The 23,981-nt window shown below is 71.7% G+C and carries 19 protein-coding genes and 1 tRNA gene; 15 read left to right on the top strand and 5 right to left on the bottom strand.

Features of this window, described 5'->3' with window-relative positions; genetic code table 11:
• Nucleotides 1–874, top strand: an 874-nt coding sequence (locus CCS38_RS12805; protein ID WP_223733364.1) for a phosphate acyltransferase, incomplete at its 5' end; no start/stop codon positions are given.
• On the opposite strand, the gene CCS38_RS12810 is transcribed toward CCS38_RS12805, so the two are convergent.
• Nucleotides 863–1,732 carry a TetR-type transcription factor C-terminal domain-containing protein gene (locus tag CCS38_RS12810; protein ID WP_223733365.1) on the bottom strand — a complete coding sequence of 290 codons (870 nt, stop codon included), beginning with the start codon at nt 1,730–1,732 and terminating at the stop codon, nt 863–865. The two genes, CCS38_RS12805 and CCS38_RS12810, sit on opposite strands and share 12 nt — an antisense overlap.
• Nucleotides 1,733–1,893: 161 nt before the next feature.
• Here CCS38_RS12810 and CCS38_RS12815 point away from each other — a divergent pair, with 161 nt between their 5' ends.
• The 5 genes from CCS38_RS12815 to CCS38_RS12835 all read left to right on the top strand — a co-directional run bounded on the left by CCS38_RS12815 (nt 1,894) and on the right by CCS38_RS12835 (nt 13,087).
• Nucleotides 1,894–2,847, top strand: coding sequence for a cyclase family protein (locus CCS38_RS12815; RefSeq protein WP_223733366.1), 954 nt, complete (start codon nt 1,894–1,896; stop codon nt 2,845–2,847).
• Nucleotides 2,844–4,508, top strand: coding sequence for a class I adenylate-forming enzyme family protein (locus CCS38_RS12820; RefSeq protein WP_223733367.1), 1,665 nt, complete (start codon nt 2,844–2,846; stop codon nt 4,506–4,508). Before CCS38_RS12815 ends, CCS38_RS12820 begins: the two co-directional genes overlap by 4 nt.
• A 114-nt stretch (nt 4,509–4,622) precedes the next feature.
• Nucleotides 4,623–5,951: an ammonium transporter gene (locus CCS38_RS12825; protein ID WP_223733368.1), complete on the top strand. Its 1,329-nt coding sequence runs from the start codon at nt 4,623–4,625 to the stop codon at nt 5,949–5,951.
• A gap of 228 nt (nt 5,952–6,179) precedes the next feature.
• The gene (locus CCS38_RS12830; RefSeq protein ID WP_223733369.1) at nt 6,180–9,194 is read left to right on the top strand and encodes a SpoIIE family protein phosphatase; all 3,015 of its coding nucleotides are present in this window, start codon (nt 6,180–6,182) and stop codon (nt 9,192–9,194) included.
• Nucleotides 9,195–9,415: 221 nt separating this feature from the next.
• Entirely contained in the window at nt 9,416–13,087 is a 3,672-nt protein-coding gene (locus tag CCS38_RS12835; RefSeq protein ID WP_223733370.1) for a multicopper oxidase domain-containing protein, read from the top strand.
• An 87-nt stretch (nt 13,088–13,174) separates the two neighbouring features.
• Here CCS38_RS12835 and CCS38_RS12840 read toward each other — a convergent pair.
• Nucleotides 13,175–13,248, bottom strand: a tRNA-Pro gene (locus CCS38_RS12840).
• A 156-nt stretch (nt 13,249–13,404) separates the two neighbouring features.
• Between CCS38_RS12840 and CCS38_RS12845 the strand changes: the two genes are divergently transcribed.
• The 6 genes from CCS38_RS12845 to CCS38_RS12870 all read left to right on the top strand — a co-directional run bounded on the left by CCS38_RS12845 (nt 13,405) and on the right by CCS38_RS12870 (nt 19,382).
• Nucleotides 13,405–13,773, top strand: a complete 369-nt coding sequence (locus tag CCS38_RS12845) for a DUF488 domain-containing protein (RefSeq protein WP_223733371.1) — start codon at nt 13,405–13,407, stop codon at nt 13,771–13,773.
• Between the two features lie 97 nt (nt 13,774–13,870).
• Nucleotides 13,871–15,064, top strand: coding sequence for an argininosuccinate synthase (locus CCS38_RS12850; RefSeq protein ID WP_223733372.1), 1,194 nt, complete (start codon nt 13,871–13,873; stop codon nt 15,062–15,064).
• Between the two features lie 110 nt (nt 15,065–15,174).
• Nucleotides 15,175–16,605 carry an argininosuccinate lyase gene (argH, locus tag CCS38_RS12855; RefSeq protein WP_223733373.1) on the top strand — a complete coding sequence of 477 codons (1,431 nt, stop codon included), beginning with the start codon at nt 15,175–15,177 and terminating at the stop codon, nt 16,603–16,605.
• 139 nt (nt 16,606–16,744) lie between these two features.
• Entirely contained in the window at nt 16,745–17,296 is a 552-nt protein-coding gene (locus CCS38_RS12860; protein ID WP_223733374.1) for a TetR/AcrR family transcriptional regulator, read from the top strand.
• Entirely contained in the window at nt 17,293–18,837 is a 1,545-nt protein-coding gene (locus tag CCS38_RS12865; protein WP_223733375.1) for an MFS transporter, read from the top strand. Before CCS38_RS12860 ends, CCS38_RS12865 begins: the two co-directional genes overlap by 4 nt.
• Nucleotides 18,838–18,974: 137 nt before the next feature.
• Nucleotides 18,975–19,382 carry a nuclear transport factor 2 family protein gene (locus CCS38_RS12870; protein ID WP_223733376.1) on the top strand — a complete coding sequence of 136 codons (408 nt, stop codon included), beginning with the start codon at nt 18,975–18,977 and terminating at the stop codon, nt 19,380–19,382.
• Between the two features lie 60 nt (nt 19,383–19,442).
• Here CCS38_RS12870 and CCS38_RS12875 read toward each other — a convergent pair whose 3' ends face one another.
• Entirely contained in the window at nt 19,443–20,123 is a 681-nt protein-coding gene (locus tag CCS38_RS12875; protein ID WP_223733377.1) for a lysophospholipid acyltransferase family protein, read from the bottom strand.
• A 438-nt stretch (nt 20,124–20,561) separates the two neighbouring features.
• Between CCS38_RS12875 and CCS38_RS12880 the strand changes: the two genes are divergently transcribed.
• From CCS38_RS12880 to CCS38_RS12890, 3 genes are all read left to right on the top strand, one after another.
• Nucleotides 20,562–21,707, top strand: coding sequence for a glycerophosphodiester phosphodiesterase (locus tag CCS38_RS12880; protein WP_223733378.1), 1,146 nt, complete (start codon nt 20,562–20,564; stop codon nt 21,705–21,707).
• A 140-nt stretch (nt 21,708–21,847) separates the two neighbouring features.
• The gene (locus CCS38_RS12885) at nt 21,848–22,375 is read left to right on the top strand and encodes an RNA polymerase sigma factor (protein WP_223733379.1); all 528 of its coding nucleotides are present in this window, start codon (nt 21,848–21,850) and stop codon (nt 22,373–22,375) included.
• A 120-nt stretch (nt 22,376–22,495) separates the two neighbouring features.
• Complete coding sequence (locus CCS38_RS12890; protein WP_223733380.1) at nt 22,496–22,999, top strand: GNAT family N-acetyltransferase; 504 nt, start codon at nt 22,496–22,498, stop codon at nt 22,997–22,999.
• 76 nt (nt 23,000–23,075) lie between these two features.
• Here CCS38_RS12890 and CCS38_RS12895 read toward each other — a convergent pair whose 3' ends face one another.
• Both CCS38_RS12895 and CCS38_RS12900 read right to left on the bottom strand, forming a co-directional pair.
• Nucleotides 23,076–23,510, bottom strand: a complete 435-nt coding sequence (locus tag CCS38_RS12895) for a hypothetical protein (RefSeq protein ID WP_223733381.1) — start codon at nt 23,508–23,510, stop codon at nt 23,076–23,078.
• Nucleotides 23,503–23,871: a hypothetical protein gene (locus CCS38_RS12900; RefSeq protein WP_223733382.1), complete on the bottom strand. Its 369-nt coding sequence runs from the start codon at nt 23,869–23,871 to the stop codon at nt 23,503–23,505. Before CCS38_RS12900 ends, CCS38_RS12895 begins: the two co-directional genes overlap by 8 nt.
• Nucleotides 23,872–23,981 lie beyond the last annotated feature (110 nt).

Below are 23,981 nucleotides of genomic sequence, written 5' to 3' on the forward strand. Positions count from 1 at the left end.
CGGCACCCCCACCCGCATCCGCGACCTCGCCGCCGATCTCGACCTCAAACTCCCCGAGGACCCCGACGCCCTCGACATCCTCGACCCCGCCCGGCTGGCCGAAGACCCCCGCTGCACGGACGCGCTCGCCGAAGCCCTCGAGGCACGCCGCCGCCTCACCTCCCACGACCGCCGCGAACTGGCCGCCGACCCCCTCTTCCTCACCGCCACCGCGCTCCGCCTCGGCGACGTCGACGGCTGTGTCGCGGGCAGCAACCGCCCCACCGCCGACGTACTGCGCGCCGGCCTCTACGTCGTCGGCCTGGCCCCCGGCATCCGCACGCTCTCCAGCAGTTTCCTGATGGTGCTGCCCGACGGCCGCGCCCTCGGCTACGGCGACTGCGCCGTCGTCGTCGACCCCACCTCCGCGGAACTCGCCGACATCGCCCGCGCCACGGCCACCACGTACGAGCAACTCACCGACGAACGCGCACGATTGGCGCTGCTCTCCTTCAGTACGAAGGGCAGCGCGCAGCACCCTCAGGTCGACCGGGTCCGCGACGCGGTACGCCTGATCCGGGCGGCCGATCCGGGCCTGGAGGTGGACGGCGACCTCCAGTACGACGCGGCCGCCGTACCCGCGATCGGCCGCGCCAAGGCCCCCGCCTCACCGGTCGCGGGGCAGGCCAACACCTTCATCTTCCCGGGCCTGGCCGCCGGCAACATCGGATACAAGATCGCCCAACGCCTCGGCGGCGCAACCGCCATCGGCCCCCTCCTCCAGGGCCTGGCGGCCCCCCTCCACGACCTCTCACGCGGCTGCTCGGGCCCGGACATCGCCGCACTGGCGCTGGCCACGGCCGTGCAGTCGACCGCCGGCCGCTCACACGGCTGACGACCGTGCCCCCAGCAACCCCAGCGCGAACCCCGCATACTCGCGCGCGATCTGTTCCGGTGTGGACGGGCCGTCGGTGCGGAACCACTGGGGGAGTGAGGTGCACATCGTGGCGATTGCGCGGGCGGCGTGGCGTGGGTGGGGGGTGGTGAATGTGCCCTCGCGTACCGCGGCGTCGATCTCGGCGTCCAGTATGTGCTGGACGTCGTTGCGGAGTGCGGTGATCCGGCGCCGGTTGGCGGGGTGCAGGCTGCGCATCTCGCTGGCGCCGATGAAGGCCGGTTCGCGGCGGTGGGTGTGGAAGAGGGCCAGCGCCTCCACGACTAGGGCGACCCGGCGGGCGGGGGTGCTGCCCTCCCGGCGGGCGGCCCGTACCCGCCACAGCAGCTCGCTCAGGGTGCGGTCGAGCGTCGCGACCAGCAGGTGCTGCTTGCTGGGGTAGTGGTGGTACACGCCGGGCACGCTCATCCCGGCGCGTGCCGCGATCTCCCGCACCGTCGCCCCGTGATAGCCCGCCGCCACGAACACCCCGATGGCGGCGGACAGTACGGGATCGATGTCCAGGGGGCCGAACACCCGCCAGTCGCGTTCCGCCCCGCCCGGTTCCGCCTCCGCAGTACCGGCCGGAGCCGCCGGGCCGCCGGACCGGAGCAGCCGGTCGGCCGTCGTTCCCAGCGCGTCGGCGATGCGGTGCAGGCGGCCGACCGTGATGTCGACCTTGCCGTTCTCGATGGCGCTCAGCGTCGCGGGGCTCACCTCCAGGCGCCGTGCCAGCTCCCGGAGGGACAGCCGGCGGGCCTCGCGCGCCTGCCGTACGGCCGGCCCCACGCCGCCGGGCCGAGGGGTGCTCTCCTGCATGCTGTTCAGCCTAGCTGAACAGCATGCGCCGTCCGTGGACGCCTTGAGAAACCTTCTTGCCGACCCGTTGACGGTGGGTTGAGAGCTGATTCACAGTAACCAGCGCACTGCCAACCCGAGCGGTTGGTCGGTAATGGCCGGCGTGAGGAAGGCGCGTTTCGATGACCGACATCACGACCATGGAAGAACTGCTCCGCGACGCCCCCACCAACTGGGGCAAGTGGGGGCCGGACGACGAAGTGGGTGCGCTGAACTACCTCGACGCGGCCGAGGTGCTGCGCGGCGCGGCGCAGATCCGCTCCGGGCAGGTCTTCACCCTGCAGCGGCTGATCGGCGACCCGAAGGGCGACCCCGTGTGGCCGGGCCGGTCGCCCGCCGAGCGCACCATGATCATGGACGAGTCGCACTGGGACGGCGCCGACGCCCCCGACGCGCCCGGCGGCCTGCACTACGCCGATGACAAGATCGACGCCTTTCTGCAGGGGTCCACGCAGTACGACGCGCTCGGCCACGTCTGGTACGGCGGCAAGATCTGGAACGGGTACGACGCCCGGACGACCATCGGCGGGCTGGACAGGGCCAGCGTCGAGCCGATCGCCGAACGCGGCGTGGCCGGCCGCGGCATCCTCCTCGACATGGCGCGCTTCCGCGGCAAGAAGAACCTGGAGGCGGGCGAGACGATTACCCACGAGGACCTGGAGGCGTGCGCGGCGGCGCAGGGCACCGTCATCGAGCCGCACGACATCCTCCTCGTCCGCACCAACTTCCTGGCGCTCTTCCACGAGCAGGGCGACGCGTTCTACGAGGACTTCTGCGAGCCGGGGCTGACGTACAGCCCCGAGCTGGTGCGCTGGTTCCAGGAGAAGGAGATCCCCAACCTCGTCACGGACACCATCGCCAACGAGCGGACCATCGAGCCCGGGACCGGCTTCGCACTGCCGCTGCACTGCGCCCTGATGCGCAACCTCGGCATCGCCCTCACCGAACTCTGCGACCTGGAGAAGCTCGCCGCGAGCTGCGCGGAGGACGGCCGGTACACCTTCCTCTACACCGCGGCGCCGCTGAAGGTGCACCGCGCCACCGGCGCCCCCGTCAACCCCGTGGTGATCAAGTGAGCGGCTACACGGAGCGCCCGTGGCTGGCGCGGTACGCCGAGGGAACCCCTGCCGACATCACGCCCGAACACCCCACCCTCCTGCACGCCTTCCGGGCCTCGGTCGCCCGCAGCCCCGGTACCGAGGCGATCCGGTACTTCGACGGCGTCCTCACCCTCGCGGACCTCGACACCGCCTCCGACGCGCTCGCCGTTGCCCTGGCCGAGCACGGCTTTGCGCCCGGCGACCGGCTCGCGCTCTACCTCCAGAACGGCCCGGCATTCGTCATCGGCCTGCTCGCCGCCTGGAAGGCCGGCGGCGCCGCGGTCGCCGTCAACCCGATGAACAAGGCGCGCGAGCTGCGGTATCTGCTCACCGACTCCGGCGCGAGCGCGCTGCTGTGCCTGGACGAGCTGTACGAGGACGTGGCCAGGGGCGTCATCGGTGGTGGTGTCACGCAGGTCGCCACCGTTGTCACCTGTTCGGCGCTGGACTGGCAGACGCGCGACGATGTGCGGTTGTTCGACGGTACGCGGCGGGGCCGTCCCCGGGGGACGCTCGACCTCCGTACGCTCGTCGAGCGTTACGCGGGCCGGGCCCCCGAGCCCGCGTCGCCCGCCCCCGCCGACATCGCCGTCCTCACCTACACCTCCGGCACCACCGGGGAGCCCAAGGGCGCGCTCAACACGCACGGCACGATGCTGTTCAACGCCTGTACGTACCGGGAGTGGATGCGGCTGACGGAGGCGGACAGCATTCTGGGCGTCGCCCCGCTGTTCCACATCACCGGGCTCATCGGGCATCTGGCGCTCGCCCTGCTGCTGCCCTGCCCGCTCGTCCTCGCGCACCGTTTCCACCCGGGCGTCGTCCTGGACGCACTGCGCGAGCACCGGCCGACGTTCACGGTCGGCGCCATCACCGTCTTCATCAGCCTGACCGGCGCCCCGGACGCCACCCGCGAGGACTTCTCCTCGCTCCGTGCCGTCTACTCCGGCGGCGCGCCCATCGCCCCGGCCGTCAACGAGCAGTTCGAGAAGGCGACGGGGCGGTACATCCACAACATCTACGGGCTGACGGAGACCAACTCGCCCTCGCACGCCGTCCCGCTCGGCGCGCAGGCGCCGGTCGACCCGGAGTCGGGTGCCCTGTCGGTGGGCGTACCGGTCTTCAACACTGTCGTGCGCATCCTCGATGAGAACGGGGCGGAGGTGCCGGTCGGCGAGACCGGGGAGATCGCCACGTCCGGGCCGCAGGTGGTGCCCGGGTACTGGAACAAGCCGGAAGCGACCGCCGCGGCGCTGCCCGGCGGCGAGCTGCGCACCGGTGATGTCGGCTTCATGGACGCCGACGGCTGGTTCTACCTCGTGGACCGCAAGAAGGACATGATCAACGCGGCCGGGTACAAGGTGTGGCCGCGCGAGGTGGAGGACGTGCTGTACGGGCATCCGGCGGTCCGGGAGGCGGCGGTGGTCGGCGTGCCGGACGCGTACCGGGGCGAGACGGTGAAGGCGTTCGTGTCCGTCAAACGGGGCGAATCCGTCACGGAGGAGGAGCTGATCGGGTACTGCAAGGAGCAGATGGCGGCCTATAAATACCCGCGTTCCATATCCTTCCTGGATGATCTGCCGAAAACGGCCACAGGCAAGATCCTGCGCCGGGAGCTGCGGGAAACACCGGGGTAACGCGAAACGTCGCGGAAACACCGACGTTCGAAAGCGGAAATTGCGGCGGGTCACTCTCTTCCCTGGCCCGGCGTCGCCCCCTGTCATCTCCGCCGGGCAGGAAGGTTGACCCACATGCCTGCCGGAATCGACTCCGGGGACACCGCCTGGCTGCTGGCCGCGACGGCCCTGGTCCTGCTGATGACGCCGGGCCTGGCGCTCTTCTACGGCGGCATGGTGCGCGCCAAGAGCGTGCTGAACATGCTCATGATGAGCTTCGTCGCGATCGCCGTCGTCACCGTCGTCTGGCTCGCGATCGGATACAGTCTGGTCTTCGCCCCGGACGCCGGCCTCGGCCTGATCGGCGGCCTGGACCACCTCGGGATGCACGGCATCGGCCCGAAGAGCGTCACCGGAAACATCCCGACCGCCCTCTTCGCCGCTTTCCAGCTCACCTTCGCGATCCTCACCGTCTCGCTGATCAGCGGCGCCATCGCGGACCGCGCCCGCTTCGGCGCCTGGGTGGCCTTCGCCGCCCTCTGGACCCTCCTCGTCTATGTACCGGTCGCGCACTGGGTGTTCGCGCCCGACGGCTGGATCCTGGACCGGCTGGGCGCGCTGGACTTCGCGGGCGGCACCGTCGTCGAGGTCAACTGCGGCGCGTCCGGGCTGGCGCTCGCCCTCGTACTGGGGCCGCGGCTCGGCTTCGGCAAGGAAGCCATGCGGCCGCACAGCCTGCCGCTGGTGATCCTCGGCGCCGGACTGCTGTGGTTCGGCTGGTTCGGCTTCAACGCCGGGTCCGCGGTCGCCGCTGACGGCAAGGCGGCCATGGCGCTGCTGAACACCCAGGCGGCGGCCTGCACCGGCCTGCTCGGCTGGCTGCTGGTGGAGAAGCGCCGGGACGCGCACGCCACCACGCTCGGCGCGGCCTCCGGCGCGGTCGCCGGACTCGTCGCGATCACCCCGTCCTGCGGCTCGGTCGGCATCTGGGGCGCCCTCGCGATCGGCCTGATCGCCGGCGTGGTCTGCTCGTACGCCGTCAACTGGAAGTTCCGCTTCGGTTACGACGACTCCCTGGACGTGGTGGGCGTCCACCTCGTCGCCGGCGTCCTCGGCACCCTGCTCATCGGCTTCTTCGCGACCTCGGCCATGACGGACGGCCCGGCCGGCCTGTTCTCCGGCGGCGGCGCGGGCCAGCTCGTCAAGCAGCTCGTCGCCGTCCTCGCCACCGGCGCGTACGCCTTCCTCGTCAGCTACGCCCTCGGCAAGGCCATCGACAAGGTCATGGGCTTCCGCGCGGACCCCGAACACGAACAGGCCGGCCTCGACCTCACCGTCCACGCCGAAACCGCCTACGACCACGGCGTACTCGGCCACGGCACGGTGGGCCGCCGCGACCCGGCCGGCCACCTCCCCGGCGCCACCACCGTCATGCACCGCGCGGACCGCGAGCCGGGGGACTGAGAGCCCGTGTCCCGGGCGTCCGCCTGCAGGCCGCGGCGCCCGCACGGCCCCGTTCCTGGTGGCAGGACCCGCGCCGATCCGAAGACAACCGGGCAGATTGCGTTGTGTTGCGGACAAGGCACCGTTGAGCGCCTAGTTCGGGAGAGGGTGGATCGGACCAGATCCTCGCCCCGGGCCGACCGGGGACGGAGACTGATCGCTGCACCGCTCGTTCGGGGGGAGCAGAGCATGTCGGCTATCTGTGTGCCGGGGCGGCGGCAACCCCCGCCTCCCCTGCTACCGGTATCGGCGGGCGTCTCCCTGCTGATCGCCGTGCTGGACGCGCTGATCGGCGTGCAGCTCGTCGCGCTGCTGGTCATCGGCCCGCTGCTGGCCTGTACGCGGCTCGCCGTGCGGCACACCGTGCTCGTCTGCTGCTGGGCGGTGCCGCTCGGCGCGGCGACGGGCCTGGCAGGCGGCAACCTTCTGACGGCCTCGTTCCTCCTCCGGTGGTGCGGGCTGCTGACCGGCTGCGCCCTCACCGTGTACGTGGCGTGGCACCGGACCGCGTCCGAGCGGGCGCTGAAATCGCTGGCCCACAAGGCCGTACGGGCCGCCCGGGAGCGGGGCCTGCGCCCCGTCTCGCTGCACCTCGACGGCATGCTCGTGTGCGCCGTCCGCTACCGCCGCCTTGCACAGCAGGCCCGGAGGGGCGGCGGGCTGTGCGATGTCGCGCGGACGCCTTTCGGAGTGCGGATCATCGTCGGCGATGTCCAGGGGAGCGGCCCGGACGCGATGCGGCTGACCGCGGCCGCGGGCGCCGGCTTCCGTGAACTGGCCCGGACGGCGGAGGACCTGCCCGGGCTCGCCTCCGCGCTCGATGCACAGCTCACGCCGCAGCTCGGCCCGGAGGGCTGCGTCACCGCGGTGCTCGCCGAGTTCGCGCCGGGCGAGGTACGGCTGGTCAACTGCGGCCATCCGGCTCCCCTGCACTCGGGGCACGGCGTCTCTCCTCTGGAACCCGCGGTGGCCACTCGCCCCTTGGGCCGGCAGCCGGACCCGCGGCAGTACCGCTGCCGCCTGCGCACCGGCGAGCGGCTGCTGTTCTACACCGCCGGTCTGACCGAGGCCCGCGACCCGCAGGGCGCGCCCTTCCCTGTGCTCCGCGAGGCGACGGCCGCTCTGCGTGTGCCGTCCGTCGAGGGGGCCCTGGACTCCTTGTGCACCCGCCTGCTCCTGCACACCGGGCAGCAGCCCGACGTCGGCCTGTCCCTGATGCTGTGTCAGCCCACCGCAACCGCCGGAGCGAACGGACCGGCGGCGGGCCGGCTGCGGCCCGGCCCGCTCCCGGACGCCGGACAGCACGAGGTCAGGGACGGCTGGTTCCGTACCCTGCTGAAAACGGCACCGGAAGCGACGGTGATCGTCGACGTGACCGGCGCCATCCAGCTGGTCAACGCCCAGGCCGAGATTCTGTTCGGATATCAGCGCACGGAGCTCCTCGGCCGGCCGGTGGAGATCCTGGTACCGGAGCGCTTCCGCAGCCTGCACGTCCTGCACCGGCACGGCTACGCCCACAACCGGCAGGTCTGCCCGGTGGGGGCGGAGCTGGACCTGTACGGAGTGCGCAGGGACGGCACCGAATTCCCCGTCGAGATCAACCTCAGCCCGATCGAGACGGCCGACGGCACCCTGGTGGCCGTCGCCGCGCGGGACGTCACCGACCGCAAATCGGCCGAGGAACGGATCGTCGGCCTCGCCGACCTGGTCGAGTCCTCGCACGACGCAATACTCGCCAAGACCCTGGACGGCCGCATCACGTACTGGAACGCCGCGGCGCAGCGCCTGTACGGCTACACGCCCGAGGAGGCGATCGGCGCCCACGTGTCCATGCTCGCGCCGCTCGACCGCGCGGGCGAGATCGACGAGCTGCTCGGGAGGCTCCGCCGCGGCGAGAAGATCGAGCACTTCGAGACCCTGCGGATCACCAGGGCGGGACGGCGGATCGACGTGGATCTCACCCTCTGGCCGACCCGTTCCCTCGACGGCAGAATCACCGGCGCCTGTGCCATCGCCCGCGACGTGACCGAGCAGAAGCGGGCCACGGCCGAGCTCACCGCCCTGTACGAACAGCAGCGGCACGTCGCGCTGACCCTGCAGCGCAGCCTCATGGGGACCCCGCCCGAGGTGCCAGGGCTGCACACCGCCCACCGCTATCTGCCCGCCACTCAGGGCGCGGGCGTCGGCGGCGACTGGTTCGACCTGGTGCCGCTGGACGCCGGCCGGGTCGGCGTCCTGATCGGCGACGTCATGGGCCGCGGGCTGGAGGCGGCCGCCGTGATGGGGCAGCTGCGCGCGGCCGCGCATGCGCTGGCCAAGAGCGGGATGTCTCCGCGGCAGCTGATGCACACGATGGAAGCGGTCGTGGCAGACCTGCCCGACCAGTTCGTCACCTGCTGCTACCTGGAAATCGACCCGGAAGCGGGGCAGGCGGACATCTGCTCCGCCGGGCACCTCCCGGTCCTGCTGGTCACCCCCGACGCCGAGGTCAGCACCCTGCCGGTGCCGGTGAACATGCCGCTCGGCGTCGGGACGACCGGTCATGAGCAGGTCACCGTCCCCCTGCCGCCCGGCGCCACACTGGCCGTGTACACCGATGGCCTGATCGAGACGCCCGGCTGCGACATCGAGGCCCGGATCGACGTCCTCGCGCGGACCCTGGCCGGCGCGTTCGCCACCGCATCAGGGCTGGAGGAAGCGGCCGACAGCGTACTGGCCGGCCTGCTGCCCGGCCCCGACGGCTGCGACGACGACGTCACCCTGCTCCTCGCCCGCATGCCGAGCGTCCCGCCGCTGACCGCCGGCCGCGAACTGGATGCCGTGCCCGCCGCGGTGTCCGAGGGCCGTGCGTACCTCGCCGCCACCCTGAAGGCCTGGCAGCTGGCCGGCCTCACCGACGACGCCCAGCTGCTCACGTCCGAGCTGCTCACCAACGCCGTCCAGCACGGCAGGGGCCCGGTCCGGCTGCGGCTGTGCCGCACCGAGTCGGGACTCACCGTCGAGGTGACCGACCGCAACCCGCACCTGCCGCGCCCGCGGACCGCCGGGACCGACGACGAGTCCGGCCGCGGCCTCACGCTCGTCGACGCGCTCGCCGACTCCTGGGGCTCCCGCCCCGCCGAGGACGGCAAGAGTGTCTGGTTCACGCTGACCGACGCGGGATCGATACGAAGGGGCGCGCCGGCGTGCTCCGAGGGCGGATGACCGCTCATCTCGTTGCACAGGGGGGCTTACCGCAACGAGGGGACCGCGCCGCGGCGCGCCGTCGTGCTCCCGGGGCTCCCGGTGCCGTCCGTCCGTGAGCAACCCGGGTGAAGTGAGGGGCCGTCTAGCTCCGTGTCGTACGACGTATGACTCTTCACATCACAGGGGGATGCCTCATGGCATTACGGACATACGATGTGGTGGCACTTCAAATTCCGATTGTGTATGACACGTGGGGGGACCACGACCCGAACGGCATGATCTACGCGCTCGCGGCCGACGAGGCCGAGCTGCGCCGGGTCCGGGAGCAGTTCCCGGACCCGTTCCCGAACCCGATCGAGGAGCCGGACCGGCTCCCGAAGCCGCACCCGCTCGTCCGGCCGCTCGTCCTGCGCGCCAACGTCGGCGACAAGGTCGTGGTGCGGTTCCGCAATGAACTGCCGCAGCGCGCCGGCATCCACGCGCAGGGCGTCGGCTACGACGTCCTCGACGCGGACGGCGGCAGGGTCGGCAGGAACCCGGACTCGGCCGCCGACCCCGACGGTGGCCGCCGCACCTACGTCTGGCGGTGCGACAACGAAGGCACGTTCTTCTTCGGCGACCTCGCCGACCTGCGCGGCTCCGAGCACGGCTCGAACGCGCACGGCCTGTTCGGCGCGCTGATCGTCGAGCCGCGCGGCGCGACCTGGACCGACCCGGTCACCGGCGGGCCGCTGGCCTCCGGCCTGTACGCGGACGTGCACCTGCCCGGCGAGCCGAGCTTCCGCGAGTACGCGATCTTCATGCACGACGAGACGCACAACCACAATCCCGTCCTGCCGCCGCACCCGCGGTACCACTGCGACCTGCCGCGCCCGCACACCCACTCCGTCGCCGCCGGCGGGGAGCGGCTGGCGCCGGACATCTTCGGCGACCACGACCCGGGCAACGGCGGGCACGATGGCGGGCACGACGACGGGCACGCCGCGTCGATGATGCTGATGAGCTACCGCACCGAGCCGATGGGCTGGCGCGCCTTCGCCTACGAGCAGATGCTCGCCGACGGGGAGATCGACCCGGTGCGCGACCAGATCGTCGGCGAGGAACAGCACCACAGCTCCTGGCTGTTCGGCGACCCGTCGACCCCGCTGCTGCGCGCCTACCGGGGCGACCGGACGCGGATCCGGCTGGTGCACGCCGGTATCAAGGAGACCCACGTCTTCCACCTCCACCTGCACCAGTGGCGGGCGGTGCCCGGCAACGACGACTCGCCGCTGATCGACTCCATCTCCATCGGCCCGCAGCAGGCATTCACCATCGAGACGGTCGCGGGCTCGGTCCAACGTGCCACCGGCGACGCGATCTTCCACTGCCATCTGTATCCGCACTTCCACTCCGGGATGTGGGGGATCTGGCGGATCTTCGACAAGCTGCAGGACGGATCGGGGCGTTACCCCGACGGCACGCCGATCGTGGCCCTGCGCCCGCTGCCCGGCAATCCCGAACAGCCGCAGCCGCCCACCGCCGAGCGACCCGGCTTCCCCGCCTTCATCCCCGGTGAATTCCCGCAGAAGTCGCCCCGCCCGCCGCGCACCCCGCACATGCCGGAGGGCATGGGCCGGGAGCCCACCGCCCTGGAGCGCGCGGCGTTCGTCGACGACCCGCAGCCGGGCGAGGCGTTCACCAAGGTGACGCCCGCAGGTATCACCCCGCCGGTCCGCCGCTACCACCTCGTCGTGCTGGAGGCGCCGGTCACGTACTTCGACGGCGGCAACGGCCACCCGGGCGGGGAAGCCGGGCACGGCAGCCGGTGGTACGACCCGCGCGGCCACCTCTTCGCGCTCAAGGAGGAGATCGACGAGGCCGGCGGCGTCGAGGAGTTCCGGCGGCAGCTGGCCGAGGGCCACCGGCAGGTCCAGCCCATCGCCATCCGCGGGCGCAAGGGCGAGGTACTGGAGTTCACGCTGACCAACGCGCTGCCGGTCGGCTGCCAGGAGGAGACCGCCTTCGACCAGGTGCTGCCCTTCCAGCCCGAATGCGGTCTGCACGTACACCTGGTCAAGTTCGATCCGCTGGTGTCGGACGGCGCCAGCGTCGGCTGGAACTACCTCTCCGGTACCACCACCACCGACCAGGGCGCGGAGGACTTCGCCCGGTACAACTCGTGGATGTACCGCTGGTACTGCGACGAGGAGTTCGGCGTCGTCTTCTTCCACGACCACCTGCTCGCCAACGAACGGCAGCGGCACGGCCTGTTCGGCAGCATGATCGCCGAGCCGGAGGGCGCGGTGTGGGTCGACCCGCACGACCACGACCGCGAGGTGCGCAACGCCAACCAGGCGGTGGTGCGGCTCCCGGACGGCACGGCCTTCCGCGAACAGGTCCTCGGCGTCGCCGACTTCGTACCGCTCTTCGAGCGCAAGGAAGGCCGCGACGATCCCATCAACCCGCCCGAATTCCCCGGCCAGCTGGAGGACCACGGCGCGATGGCCGTCGGCTACCGCTGCGAACCGCTGCACGAGAGGGGGGACGAACCGGCCGACTGGTTCTCCAGCGACAAGCACGGCGACCCCGGTACGCCACTGCTGCGCGGCTACCCGGGCGAACCGGTCCGGCTGCGGCTGTACCAGGGCTCCCACGAGGAGCAGCACGGTCTGATGGTGCACGGCATGCGCTGGCGGGCCTGGCGCGACGACCAGGCGTCACCGCTGCGCGACCACCAGACGCTGGGCATCTCCGAGGCATTCAGCTTCCACCTCGACGAGTACCGCGGCCCTGGCGACTACCTGTGGCTCTTCGCGGGCATAGACGACACCTGGATGGGGTGCTGGGGGCTCTTCCGGCTGCACGAGGGGGAACAGCCGGACCTGCCTCCGCTGCCCGGCCGCCGCACCGCTGACCCGCTGCCGCCGTTCCGCGCCTCGCGGGCCCGGCGCTACCGGGTGCGCGCCCGCAGCAAGGAGCTCCGCTACAGCGACCAGCGCTCCGACCCGTTCGGCGTGGAGTACCGCACCGACGGCCAGCCCGAGAACGAGCCGCTGATCATCCGCTGCCGGGCCGGCGAATGGGTGGAGATCCGGCTCCGCAACGAGCTGGCGGTGCCGCTGACGCCCACCCCGTTCGACCCGCCGCTGCCCGCCAAGGACGACCCCGCGACCCGGGAGATCTCCCAGCGGGTGTCGCTGCACCCGGGCGGCCTGGTCCGCTACGACGTACGGACCGGCGACGGGGCGCACATCGGACGCAACCCCGACGGCACGGTGGGCCCGGGCGACGAGATCGTGTACCGCTGGTACGCCGACACACCCGGCGCCGTCCTCCTCCAGGACCGCGCCGACCTGCGCACCCACCGCCACCGCGGGCTGGTCGGCGCGCTGATCGTCGAGCCGGCCGAGGTCACGCCCGAGCGGTGGACCGGGGCGCGGACCCTGCTGCGCGGGCCGGACGGGCCGCCGGTCCACGAGCTGGTCCTGATCGTCCAGGACGGCATGCGGCACTACCACGACGGCGACCCCGACCAGCCGGTGCGCGATCTGCAGGACGACCCCGAGGACGCGGGACAGAAGGGCATCAACTACCGCAGCGCCCACCTGGTGCCGTCCCGGCCGTCCCTGGCCGACCCGCGGCCGCCGACGCCGCTGCTGGAGTGCCGGGAAGGCGACCGCGTCCGGCTGCATCTTGTGTTCGGCACGGACAAGCCGCGCAACCACAGCTTCGAGGTGCACGGCGCGACCTGGCCGATGGAGGAACACCTGCAGCAGCCCCGAGTGGGCTCCCTCGGCGCGCTGAGCCCCGGCAGCGTACGGACCCTGGACCTGACGGCCGGCGGCCCCGGCGACTACGCGTACCGCAGCGGAGTACTGCGCTGGACACTGTCGGAGGGGGTGTGGGGACTCATCCGCGTCCGCGGCTGACGCGGTCCGTACGGCCTGCTCGGCCGCGATAGCCCGGAAACGCCTCAGGGGCCATCCGAAGATGGCCCCTGAGCTGCAAAAACACCGTCGGGACGACAGGATTTGAACCTGCGACCCCTTGACCCCCAGTCAAGTGCGCTACCAAGCTGCGCCACGTCCCGGTGCTCTGCACCGCTCCCGGGCGGGCCCGGGCGGTGCGTGCAGAAGAAAAATACCTGTCCGCGGCCCGGAATCCAAAACGGGGTCCGGGCCGGGACCGGTCGGGGGCCCGTCCCGGGGTCCGGGCGCGGCGCCGCGAGCGGTGTTTCAATGCCGCCATGAGTAAGGATGTAACGGTACGAATGCGGCGTGTGTACGACGCCGTGGACCCCGATGACGGGGCGCGCGTGCTCGTCGACCGGCTTTGGCCGCGCGGGCTCGCGAAGGACGCGGCGCGGCTGGACGAGTGGTGCAAGGACGTGTCGCCGTCGAACGAGCTGCGCAAGTGGTACGGACACCGGGCGGAGGCGTACGAGGAGTTCGCCGAGCGGTACCGCGCGGAGCTGTCCGGGGAGCCGGGGCGCGGCGCGCTGGAGCGGCTGCGGGGGCTGGCGGCGGAGGGGCCGCTCACCCTGCTGACGGCAACCAGGGAGCTGGAGCTCAGTCATGCGGCGGTGCTGCTGAATCTGCTGCGAGAGGGCGGCTGAGGCGCCTCGCGTACCCCCTCTGACCAGCACGGTTGACGAAACATACGGAGCACTGCATAGTTATACCCATCAGCGTATGCACCCTGAGGAGAAACCCGTGACCGAGCGCGTCGTACTCGCCTATTCAGGCGGCCTTGACACCTCTGTCTGCATCGGCTGGATCGCCGAGGAGACGGGCGCCGAGGTCATCGCTGTCGCTGTGGACGTCGGCCAGGGCGGCGAGGACCTGGACGTCATCCGCAAGCGCGCGCTCGCCTGCGGTGCGGTCGAGGCCGAGGTCGCGGACGCCAAGGACGAGTTCGCCGAGGAGTACTGCCTCCCGGCGATCAAGGCCAATGCGCTGTACATGGACAAGTACCCGCTGGTCTCCGCGCTCTCCCGGCCGGCCATCGTCAAGCACCTGGTCGCCGCCGCGAAGAAGCACGGTGCGACGACCGTGGCCCACGGCTGCACCGGCAAGGGCAACGACCAGGTGCGGTTCGAGGCGGGCATCTCCTCCCTCGCGCCCGACCTGACATGCATCGCCCCGGTCCGCGACTACGCGATGACCCGGGACAAGGCGATCGCCTTCTGCGAGGAGAAGAACCTCCCCATCGCGACCACCAAGAAGTCGCCGTACTCGATCGACCAGAACGTCTTCGGACGGGCCGTCGAGACCGGCTTCCTGGAGGACATCTGGAACGCGCCGATCGAGGACGTGTACGAGTACACCGCCGACCCGGCCACCCCGCGCGAGGCCGACGAGGTCGTCATCACCTTCAAGGAGGGCGTGCCGGTCGCGATCGACGGTAAGCCCGTCACCGTCCTCCAGGCCGTCCAGCAGCTCAACGAGCGGGCCGGCGCGCAGGGCATCGGCCGGATCGACATGGTCGAGGACCGGCTGGTCGGCATCAAGAGCCGCGAGGTCTACGAGGCCCCCGGCGCGATCGCCCTGATCACCGCCCACCAGGAGCTGGAGAACGTCACCGTCGAGCGCGAGCTGGCCCGCTACAAGCGGCAGGTCGAGCAGCGCTGGGGCGAGCTGGTCTACGACGGCCTGTGGTTCTCGCCGCTCAAGCGCGCCCTGGACGGCTTCATCAACGAGGCCAACCAGCACGTCTCCGGTGACATCCGGATGACGCTGCACGGCGGCCGTGCCGTGGTGACCGGGCGGAAGTCGGACCAGTCGCTGTACGACTTCAACCTGGCGACGTACGACACCGGCGACACGTTCGACCAGTCGCTGTCGAAGGGGTTCATCGAGCTCTTCGGCATGTCGAGCAAGATCGCCGCCAAGCGCAACCTGTCCTGATCGTCCGTACCCCACCCGCTGCGGGCAGTCGTGCCGCTGGGGCGGCACGGGTGGGCGCAGCGGCACCCCCACCGGCGGGAAGCCGGACACACACCCACGAGGAGCACCACGTGAGCAACGGCAGCAACGGTGACGTCCGGCTCTGGGGCGGCCGCTTCGCGGACGGTCCCGCCGAGGCCCTGGCCAAGCTGTCCGCGTCCGTCCACTTCGACTGGCGCCTGGCCCCCTACGACATCGCCGGGTCCCGTGCGCACGCCCGTGTGCTCCACAAGGCGGGCCTGCTGACGGCCGACGAGCTGGACCGCATGATCGCCGGTCTCGACCAGCTCGAACGAGACGTCGCCGACGGCTCGTTCACCGGCACCATCGCCGACGAGGACGTGCACACCGCGCTGGAGCGCGGCCTGCTGGAGCGCCTCGGCCCGGACCTCGGCGGCAAGCTGCGGGCCGGCCGGTCCCGGAACGACCAGGTCGCGACGCTCTTCCGGATGTACCTGCGGGACCACGCGCGGATCCTCGGCGGCCTGCTCGGCGAGCTCCAGGAGGCGCTGATCGGGCTGGCCGAGGCGCACCCGGACGTCGCGATGCCCGGTCGTACCCACCTCCAGCACGCCCAGCCCGTCCTCTTCGCGCACCACGTCCTCGCGCACGTCCAGGCGCTGTCCCGGAACGCCGAGCGGCTGCGCCAGTGGGACGACCGGACGGCCGTCTCGCCGTACGGCTCGGGCGCGCTGGCGGGTTCGTCGCTGGGCCTCGACCCGGAGGCCGTGGCCAAGGACCTCGGGTTCGAGCACGGCTCCGCCGGCAACTCCATCGACGGCACGGCCTCGCGTGACTTCGTCGCGGAGTTCGCCTTCATCACGGCCATGATCGGCGTGGACCTCTCCCGGATCGCCGAGGAGGTCATCATCTGGAACACGAAGGAGTTCTCCTTCGTGACCCTGCACGACGCCTTCTCCACCGGCTCCTCGATCATGCCGCAGAAGAAGAACCCGGACATCGCCGAGCTGGCGCGCGGCAAGTCCGGCCGCCTCATCGGCAACCTGACCGGTCTGCTGGCGACCCTCAAGGCGCTCCCGCTCGCGTACAACCGCGACCTCCAGGAGGACAAGGAGCCGGTCTTCGACTCCTGCGACCAGCTGGAGACCCTGCTCCCGGCCTTCACCGGCATGATGGCCACGCTGACCGTCAACCGCGAGCGCATGGAGGAGCTGGCCCCGGCCGGCTTCTCGCTCGCCACCGACATCGCGGAGTGGCTGGTCAAGCAGGGCGTGCCGTTCCGCGTCGCGCACGAGGTCGCGGGCGAGTGCGTGAAGGAGTGCGAGGCGCACGGCATCGAGCTGGACCAGCTCACCGACGAGCAGTTCGCGAAGATCTCCGAGCATCTGACGCCCGAGGTGCGGACCGTGCTCAACGTGCCCGGGGCGCTCGCCTCGCGCAGCGGCCGCGGCGGCACGGCGCCCTCGGCGGTCGCCGTCCAGCTCGCCGAGGTCAAGGCGGACCTGGCCACGCAGCAGGCGTGGGCCACGGCCAAGCAGTAAGCGCCTCATGGCGGCAGCGGCCGCCGTCCGGTCTCCTCGACCGGGCGGCGGCCGCTTTTGTGTGCTTATGGTGGGTCGAGAGTGAGACAGGGGCGGAGTCGATGAGACATTGGTGTCTCATTCACGTACGATCTGTCTCATGGCCGTGGACAGAGAACGCGTACTGAAGGACGCTGCAGCGCTGCTCACCCGGAAGAGCACCGCCTCGATGGACGACATCGCGCGGGCCGCCGGGATCAGCCGGGCGACGCTGCACCGGCACTTCGCGGGGCGGGACGCGCTCATCCGGGCGCTGGAGGAACTGGGCATCAAGGACAGCGCGCGGGCGCTGGACGCCGCCCGGCTGGAGGAGGGCGGCGCGGACGCCGCGCTGCGCCGGCTGATCGGCGAGCTGGAGCCGGTCGCCGGGGTGCTGGCCTTCCTTTACACCGAGAACCAGCTCTTCGAGGGCGAGGAGATCAACGAAGGCTGGCTCGGGCTCGACGCCCGGATACACGCGCTCTTCCGGCGGGGGCAGGAAGAGGGGACCTTCCGCATCGATCTCACCCCGGCCTGGCTGACCGAGGCGCTGTACGGGCTGATCTGTGCGGGCGCCTGGTCGGTGCACGAGGGCCGGCTGGCCCGCGCCGACCGCAACCACTCCATCGCCGAACTGCTGCTCGGCGGCGTACGAAGGGAAAGCACACGATGAGCGGGGCCGTGGCCGCGGGGGCGGCCGGGAAGGCAACAGTGGAACAGCCGCGCCCGGGGCGCTGGCTCGCGCTCGCCGTGCTGGTCCTCGCGGTGCTGCTGGTCGGCGTCGACGCCACCGTGCTGGGCCTGGCCGCGCCGTACCTCAGCGAGGACCTGCGCCCGTCGGGCACCCAGCTGCTGTGGATCGGCGACGTGTACTCGTTCGTCATCGCCGGTCTGCTGGTCTCGATGGGCAGCCTGGGCGACCGGATCGGGCGCAAGAAGCTGCTGCTGACCGGCTCGGTGACGTTCGGCGCGATGTCGGCGCTCGCGGCGTACGCGACGACGCCGGAGATGATGATCGCGGCGCGGGCGCTGCAGGGCGTGGCCGGCGCGACGCTGATGCCGTCCACCCTCGCGCTGATCCGCAACCTCTTCCACGACCCCCGCGAGCGCAGCCTGGCGGTGGGCATCTGGGGCGCGGCGGCCTCCGCGGGCACGGCCGTCGGCCCGGTGCTCGGCGGCTTCCTGCTCGGCCACTTCTGGTGGGGCTCGGTCTTCCTCATCAACCTGCCGGTGATGGTGGTACTGGTCGCCGTCGGCATCAAGGTGCTGCCGGAGTCCCGCAATCCGCAGCCGGGTCCCTGGGACCTGACCAGCGTCGGGCTGTCGCTGGTCGGCATGGTCGGCGTGGTCTACGCGATCAAGGAGGCCGCGGCGCACGGCGTCGGGGCCGGGGTCGCCGTCGCGGGCGTCATCGGCGTGGCCGCGCTCGTCGGCTTCGTACGCCGCCAACTGCGGCTGCCCGCGCCGCTGCTGGACATGAAGCTCTTCAGCAACCGGGGCTTCTCCGGTGCCGTGCTCGCCGACCTGCTGACCATCCTGGGCCTGGCCGGGCTGCTGTTCTTCCTGTCCCAGTTCCTGCAGATGGTGCAGGGGCGCTCGCCGCTCAACGCGGGGCTGGTCGAACTGCCCGCCGCCGTCGGCGCGATGGGCGCGGGGCTGGCCGCCGGTCCCGTCGCGCGCCGGCTGTCGGTGCGGGCGGTGGTGTCCGGCGGGCTGGTGCTGGTGGGGCTCGGGCTCGGGGCGTGCGCCTGGGTGACCGCCGACACCGCGACGCCGGTGCTGGGCACGATCCTCTTCGTGGTCGGTGTCGGCGCGGGCTTCTCCTTCACCATCACCGCCGACGTGATCCTCTCCAGCGTGCCCAAGGAACAGGCGGGCGCCGCCTCGGCGGTCTCGGAGACGGCGTACGAACTGGGCTCCGCGCTCGGTATCGCGCTGCTCGGCTCGGTGGTCACCGGTGTGTACCGGAACTTCACGGCGCCCGAAGGGGTGCCGGCCGACGCGGTGGGCGCGGCGCGCGAGTCGCTGGGCGGCGCGGTCGAGACGGCGGGCGACCTGCCGCACCGTACGGGCGAGCAGCTGCTGTACGCCGCGCAGCGGGCGTTCACCGACGGCATGGAGGCCGCCGCGGTGGCCGGCGGCGTCATCTCACTGGCCGCCGCGGCCGCCGCGTGGATACTGCTGCGCGGCCGGAAGCTGGAAGGCGGCGACTGAGAGGCCGGGCTGCTGTTCCGGCGCGGGCCCGGCGGGTGCGGACCCGGCCGGGCCGCGCGTCCCGCGGCCGGCGCGCGCGTCCGCGCCGGTAGCCTGCGCCGTGCCAGGACTTCGAGCGCTTCCGGAGGAGGACCGTCATGGCACTGGCCGCCGAGGACCGCACCGCCATCGCCGAGCTGCTCGCGCTGCACGGGCACCTGTTCGACGAGGGTGAGCTGCACCGGCTGGACGAGCTGTTCACCGCCGACGTCGTCTACGACGTCAGCGACTTCGGGCAGCCGCCGCTGAAGGGCGTGCGGGCCATCCGTGAGGCGGCGTTCGCGCTGGGTGAGGCCATCCCGGTGGGTCACCACGTCACCAACATCGTCCTCACCGAGCTGCCCGCCGACGGCGGGGTGCAGGCCCGCTCCAAGGGCATCGGCGTCAACGCGGACGGCACGTGCGGGACGGTCACGTACGAGGACACCGTCGTACGGGCCGCCGACGGCTGGCGCATCAGCCACCGCAAGGTCCTCGCGCGCCGCGCCCCGCTGGGCGGCCGCTGACCCACGCAACGGGCCCCCTGCCGCGCACAGCGGCAGGGGGCCCGGAAAGCTGGCGAGGCGTCAGGCCGCCTTGGCCTTGGTGGCGTACACGTCGACGTACTCCTGGCCGGACAGCCGCATCACGTCGCTCATGACCTCGTCGGTGACCGCGCGCAGGACGTAGCGGTCCCGGTCCATGCCGTCGTACCGGCCGAAGTCCAGCGGCTCACCGAAGCGGCAGGTCACCGGCGCGATGCGGGGCATGCCCTTGCCGCCGGGCTGCACCTTGTCGGTGCCGATCAGCGCGAAGGGGACGACCGGCGCGCCGGTCATCAGCGTCAGCCGGGCGATGCCGGTACGGCCCCGGTACAGCCGGCCGTCGGGGGAGCGGGTGCCCTCCGGGTAGATGCCGAAGACCTTGCCCTGCTCCAGGACGCGGCGGCCGGTCATCAGCGCGGCGACGCCGCCGTGCCCGCCGTCCCGGTCCACCGGGATCATGCCGGCGGTGGTGAAGAACCAGGCCATCAGGCGGCCCTTGACGCCCTTCCCCTTGACGTACTCGTCCTTGGCGATGAAGTACACCTGGCGCTTGGTCCGCTGCTCCACGATCAGCGACAGGAACAGCGAGTCGATGAAGGTGACGTGGTTGCCGGCCAGGATCACCGGTCCGCTGCCTGGAATGCCCTCGATCCCCTCGACCTTCGGGCGGAACAGGACACGCATGACGAATCCGAGAGTCGCCTTCAGCAGAATGCGGGACAACGGGCCCTCCGGTTTGGCTGGTCAGTGCAGGAGTCTGCAGGTGAGGACGATACTCGCGGCCCAACCTCGATCGCACATCGGGTTCATGGGACCGATACGCAGAGTTGACACGCCCTTCCGCTGCGTCACGGGTGGTTAACCGGGCCGACATGCGTAGAACGCAGGGGCCGCGTCTACACCGCCTGTGGGACAGATGATGCGTACGGATGTTCGCGACTGGCCGGAAGAGATCGCCGCGGGCCTGTGGAATGCCGCACACCGCGCAGGGCGCGGCCGAGGTCCGTGCCCCTTCCGGGCGACCTCAAAAACACCCATACGTCACGCACGTTCACCCGCGTGTTCGGTCGGATGTCTCCCATCGGAAAGCTGTACGGGCCTACGATCAGCCCCGCACCGGCAGGTGCCGGACCTCACAGAGCCACAAGGAGTCGGGGACATATGGACAAGGCGCAGCGACCCGGGCGGCGGACCGTACTGAGCGTTGCGGCGCTCGGCGCCGGAGCGGCGGTGCTGGGCGGGACCGGTACGGCGATCGCGGCCGGGCGCGGGCACGGCGCTCACGGCGGCGGTGAACTGCCCGTCCCGCTGGTCGTCGGCCACCGCGGCGCGAGCGGCTACCGCCCCGAGCACACCTTCGGCTCGTACCAGCTCGCCCTGGACATGGGCGCGGACATCATCGAGCAGGACCTCGTCCCCACCAAGGACGGCCACCTGGTCTGCCGGCACGAGAACGACATCACCGCCACCACCGACGTCGCCGACCACCCGGAGTTCGCGGGCCGCAAGACCACCAAGACGGTCGACGGCACGAAGTTCACCGGCTGGTTCACCGAGGACTTCACGCTCGCCGAGCTGAAGACCCTGCGCGCCAAGGAGCGCATCCCGCAGACCCGGCAGCACAACACCCTGTACGACGGCCGCTGGGACATCCCCACCCTCGAAGAGGTCTTCCAGTGGGCCGAGCGTGAGGGCAAGAAGCGCGGCCGCCGCATCTGGCTGCACATCGAGACCAAGCACCCCACCTACTTCCGGAAGCTCGGTCTCGGCCTGGAGGAGCCGCTCGCCAAGCTGCTGCGCCAGTACGGCCGGCACAAGAAGGACTCCCCGAACTTCCTGCAGTCCTTCGAGCCGAGCAGCATCCAGCGGCTGGACAAGCTGGTCGACTGCCCGAAGGTCGTGCTGCTCGGCACACTCAAGACCCAGCCCTGGGACTTCAAGGAGGCCGGTGACCCGCGCACCGTCGCCGACCTGGTCAAGCCCGAGGGGCTGCGCTGGATCGCCTCCTTCGCGCAGGGCATCGGCCCGGACCTCACCGTGATCATCCCGCGCACCGCCGACGGCAAGCTCGGTACGCCCTCCTCGGTGGTCAAGGACGCGCACGACGCGGGCCTGGTCCTGCACCCGTACACGGTCCGCAACGAGAACACCTTCCTGCCGGTCGACCTGCGCAAGGGCAGCGACCCGGCCGCGTACGGCGACTCCCTCGCCTACTTCAAGGCGCTCTACGCGACCGGTATCGACGGGATCTTCTCCGACAACCCGGACACCGCGCTGCTGGCGGCCGCGGAGTTCCGCAAGCGCTGACCGCGCGCAGGGTGGTGACGGCGGGCGCGGGGTGGTGACCCCGGCCCGCGCGTCGCCCGGCCGGTCCCGTGCACCCACGCGTGACACGGCCGCGTTGACACGGGGAAACCGCGGGCCCGCCCGGCGCTGTCAGCGCGGACATGACGGACCGCGACCGTGAGCTGATCGCCGCGCTGCGCCCGCTCCTCGCCGCCGAGGTGGCGGCCGAGGCGCCGGCCGCGGGGGCCGAGGCCGAGGACATCGAGCAGGGCGTGTGGGCGCGGCTGCTCCGGTACACCCGAATGGCCGGTCCGCCGCCCGAGCCCGCGCGCTGGCTGCGCCGGGCAGTGCAGGCCGAGGTCCGCGGCGCCCTGCGGCGGTCCCGCCGCGAGATCCCGTACGACCCCATGGGCACCCAGCCGCGCGTCGGCGCCGTCGCCGAGCCGCTGGTCCTCGATTCCGAGCGGCGCCGCGCGCTGCTCGCCGTCGCCGCGCAACTGCCCGGCCGCTGCCCGGAGTTGGTACGCGCTCTGTTGGCGGGCGGCGATCCGACCTACCGTGAGGTCTCATCTGAGTTGGGAATGTCACAGGGGAGCATGGGGCCGCTCCGTTCCCGTTGTCTGGCATGTCTGCGCAGAATGCTGACGGCGGAGGTTGGAGTTCCTGAACTCCGGGGAAAGGAGCGTTGACCCCGCCATGGCGGCGCCGCGCATCCCGTGGTGCCATCAAGTCAGGGCAGATCCGTCCGGGCGCCACCACACCCTCATGGCACCCGGGCTCACCGAACCGAAAAGGGGAGGCCAGCACGCATGGGCATGAGCGTGACCATCTCTGCGGCGACCGACAGCGACGCCGAGCAGATCCTCAAGCTGCAGTACCTGTGCTACCAGTCCGAGGCCGCGCTGTACGACGACTACTCGATCGAGCCGCTCACGCAGACGTTCGATGAGTTGCGCGCCGAGATGCGCGACGGATGCGTGGTGGTCGCCCGCCTCGGCGACGAGGTCGTCGGCTCCGTGCGCGGTGCGGTCGGCGCCGACGGCGTGGGCAGCATCGACAAGCTGATCGTGCATCCGCGGATGCAGCGGCACGGGCTCGGCAGCCGGCTGCTGGCCGCCGTCGAGGAGCGGCTGACCGCCGAGTACGCGGCCACCCGCTTCCGGCTGCTGACCGGCCACCGCAGCGAGGGCAACCTCCGGCTGTACCGCAGCCGCGGCTACGCCCAGGTCGGCACCGAAGAGGTCAGCCGCCGGCTCAGCCTGATCACGCTGGAGAAGGACGCGACGGCGAAGGCATACGTGGCGAGCGCCTGAGCCTCCCCGCACATGTGCCGCGGGCCCCGTATGTGCATCCGCACGTACGGGGCCCGCGGCCGTGGAGCGGGGCGGGTCAGCCCGCGCGGCGGCCGCGGCGCAGCCAGAGCAGCCCGGTGACCGGCAGGAAGACCGGGATGAAGAGGTAGCCGTAGCCGTACCCCGTCCAGACGGTGTCGTCGGGGAAGGCGGACGGCTCCAGTAGCGTCCAGGTGCCCACGCCGAGCACACCCAGCAGCTCCAGGCAGCAGCACACCAGGCCCACCCTGCGCGCCGCCTCCCCGCCGCGGACCAGCGAGAACAGGATGAAGGCGTACACCACGGCGGAGACCGCCGAGAGGATGTACGACAGCGGCGCCCGGTCGTACTGGGCGATCAGCTGGAACGCGGCCCGGGAAGCGGCGGCGACGGTGAAGACGCCGTAGAGCCAGACCAGCAGCCGGCCGGGGCCCGAGCCCAGGGAGAGCCGGCCGCCGGCGTCCTTCGTGGTGGACGTCGCGGGCTCAGCCATGGCCGCCTCCCCAGATGTCGTACAGCCGTACCTCCAGCACGGCCAGCACCACGGCGCCCGCCGCGACGGTCACCGAACCCCAGCGGGTCCGCTCCGACAGCGACAGGAACCCGGCCGCGGGCACGCACGCGGCGGCGCCGATCAGATACGCCAGGAAGATCGCCGTACCGTCGTCGGGCTGCTCGCCGCCCGCCAGCTTCACGATGCCGGTCACCAGCTGCACGAGCGCGAGCAGCGAGACGACGGCCATCCCGATGAAGTGCCAGTCCTTGGTCGGTTCGTCGCGGTACGCGGCAAAGCCGCACCAGGCGGCCAGTACGAGGGCGGTCACGCCGACCGCGACCGTCAGCGCGTCGATCACCGGGACCTCCGCGCGGCGGCGCGGCTGCGCGCAGTGGGGCTGTGGGGCATGTCCCCGACTTTAATCGGCCCCCGCCGCCCGCCCGCGCGCGGCCCCGGCCCGGGTGCGGC

The sequence above is a fragment of the Streptomyces purpurogeneiscleroticus genome (assembly GCF_020024005.1).
Lineage (GTDB): Bacteria > Actinomycetota > Actinomycetes > Streptomycetales > Streptomycetaceae > Streptomyces > Streptomyces purpurogeneiscleroticus.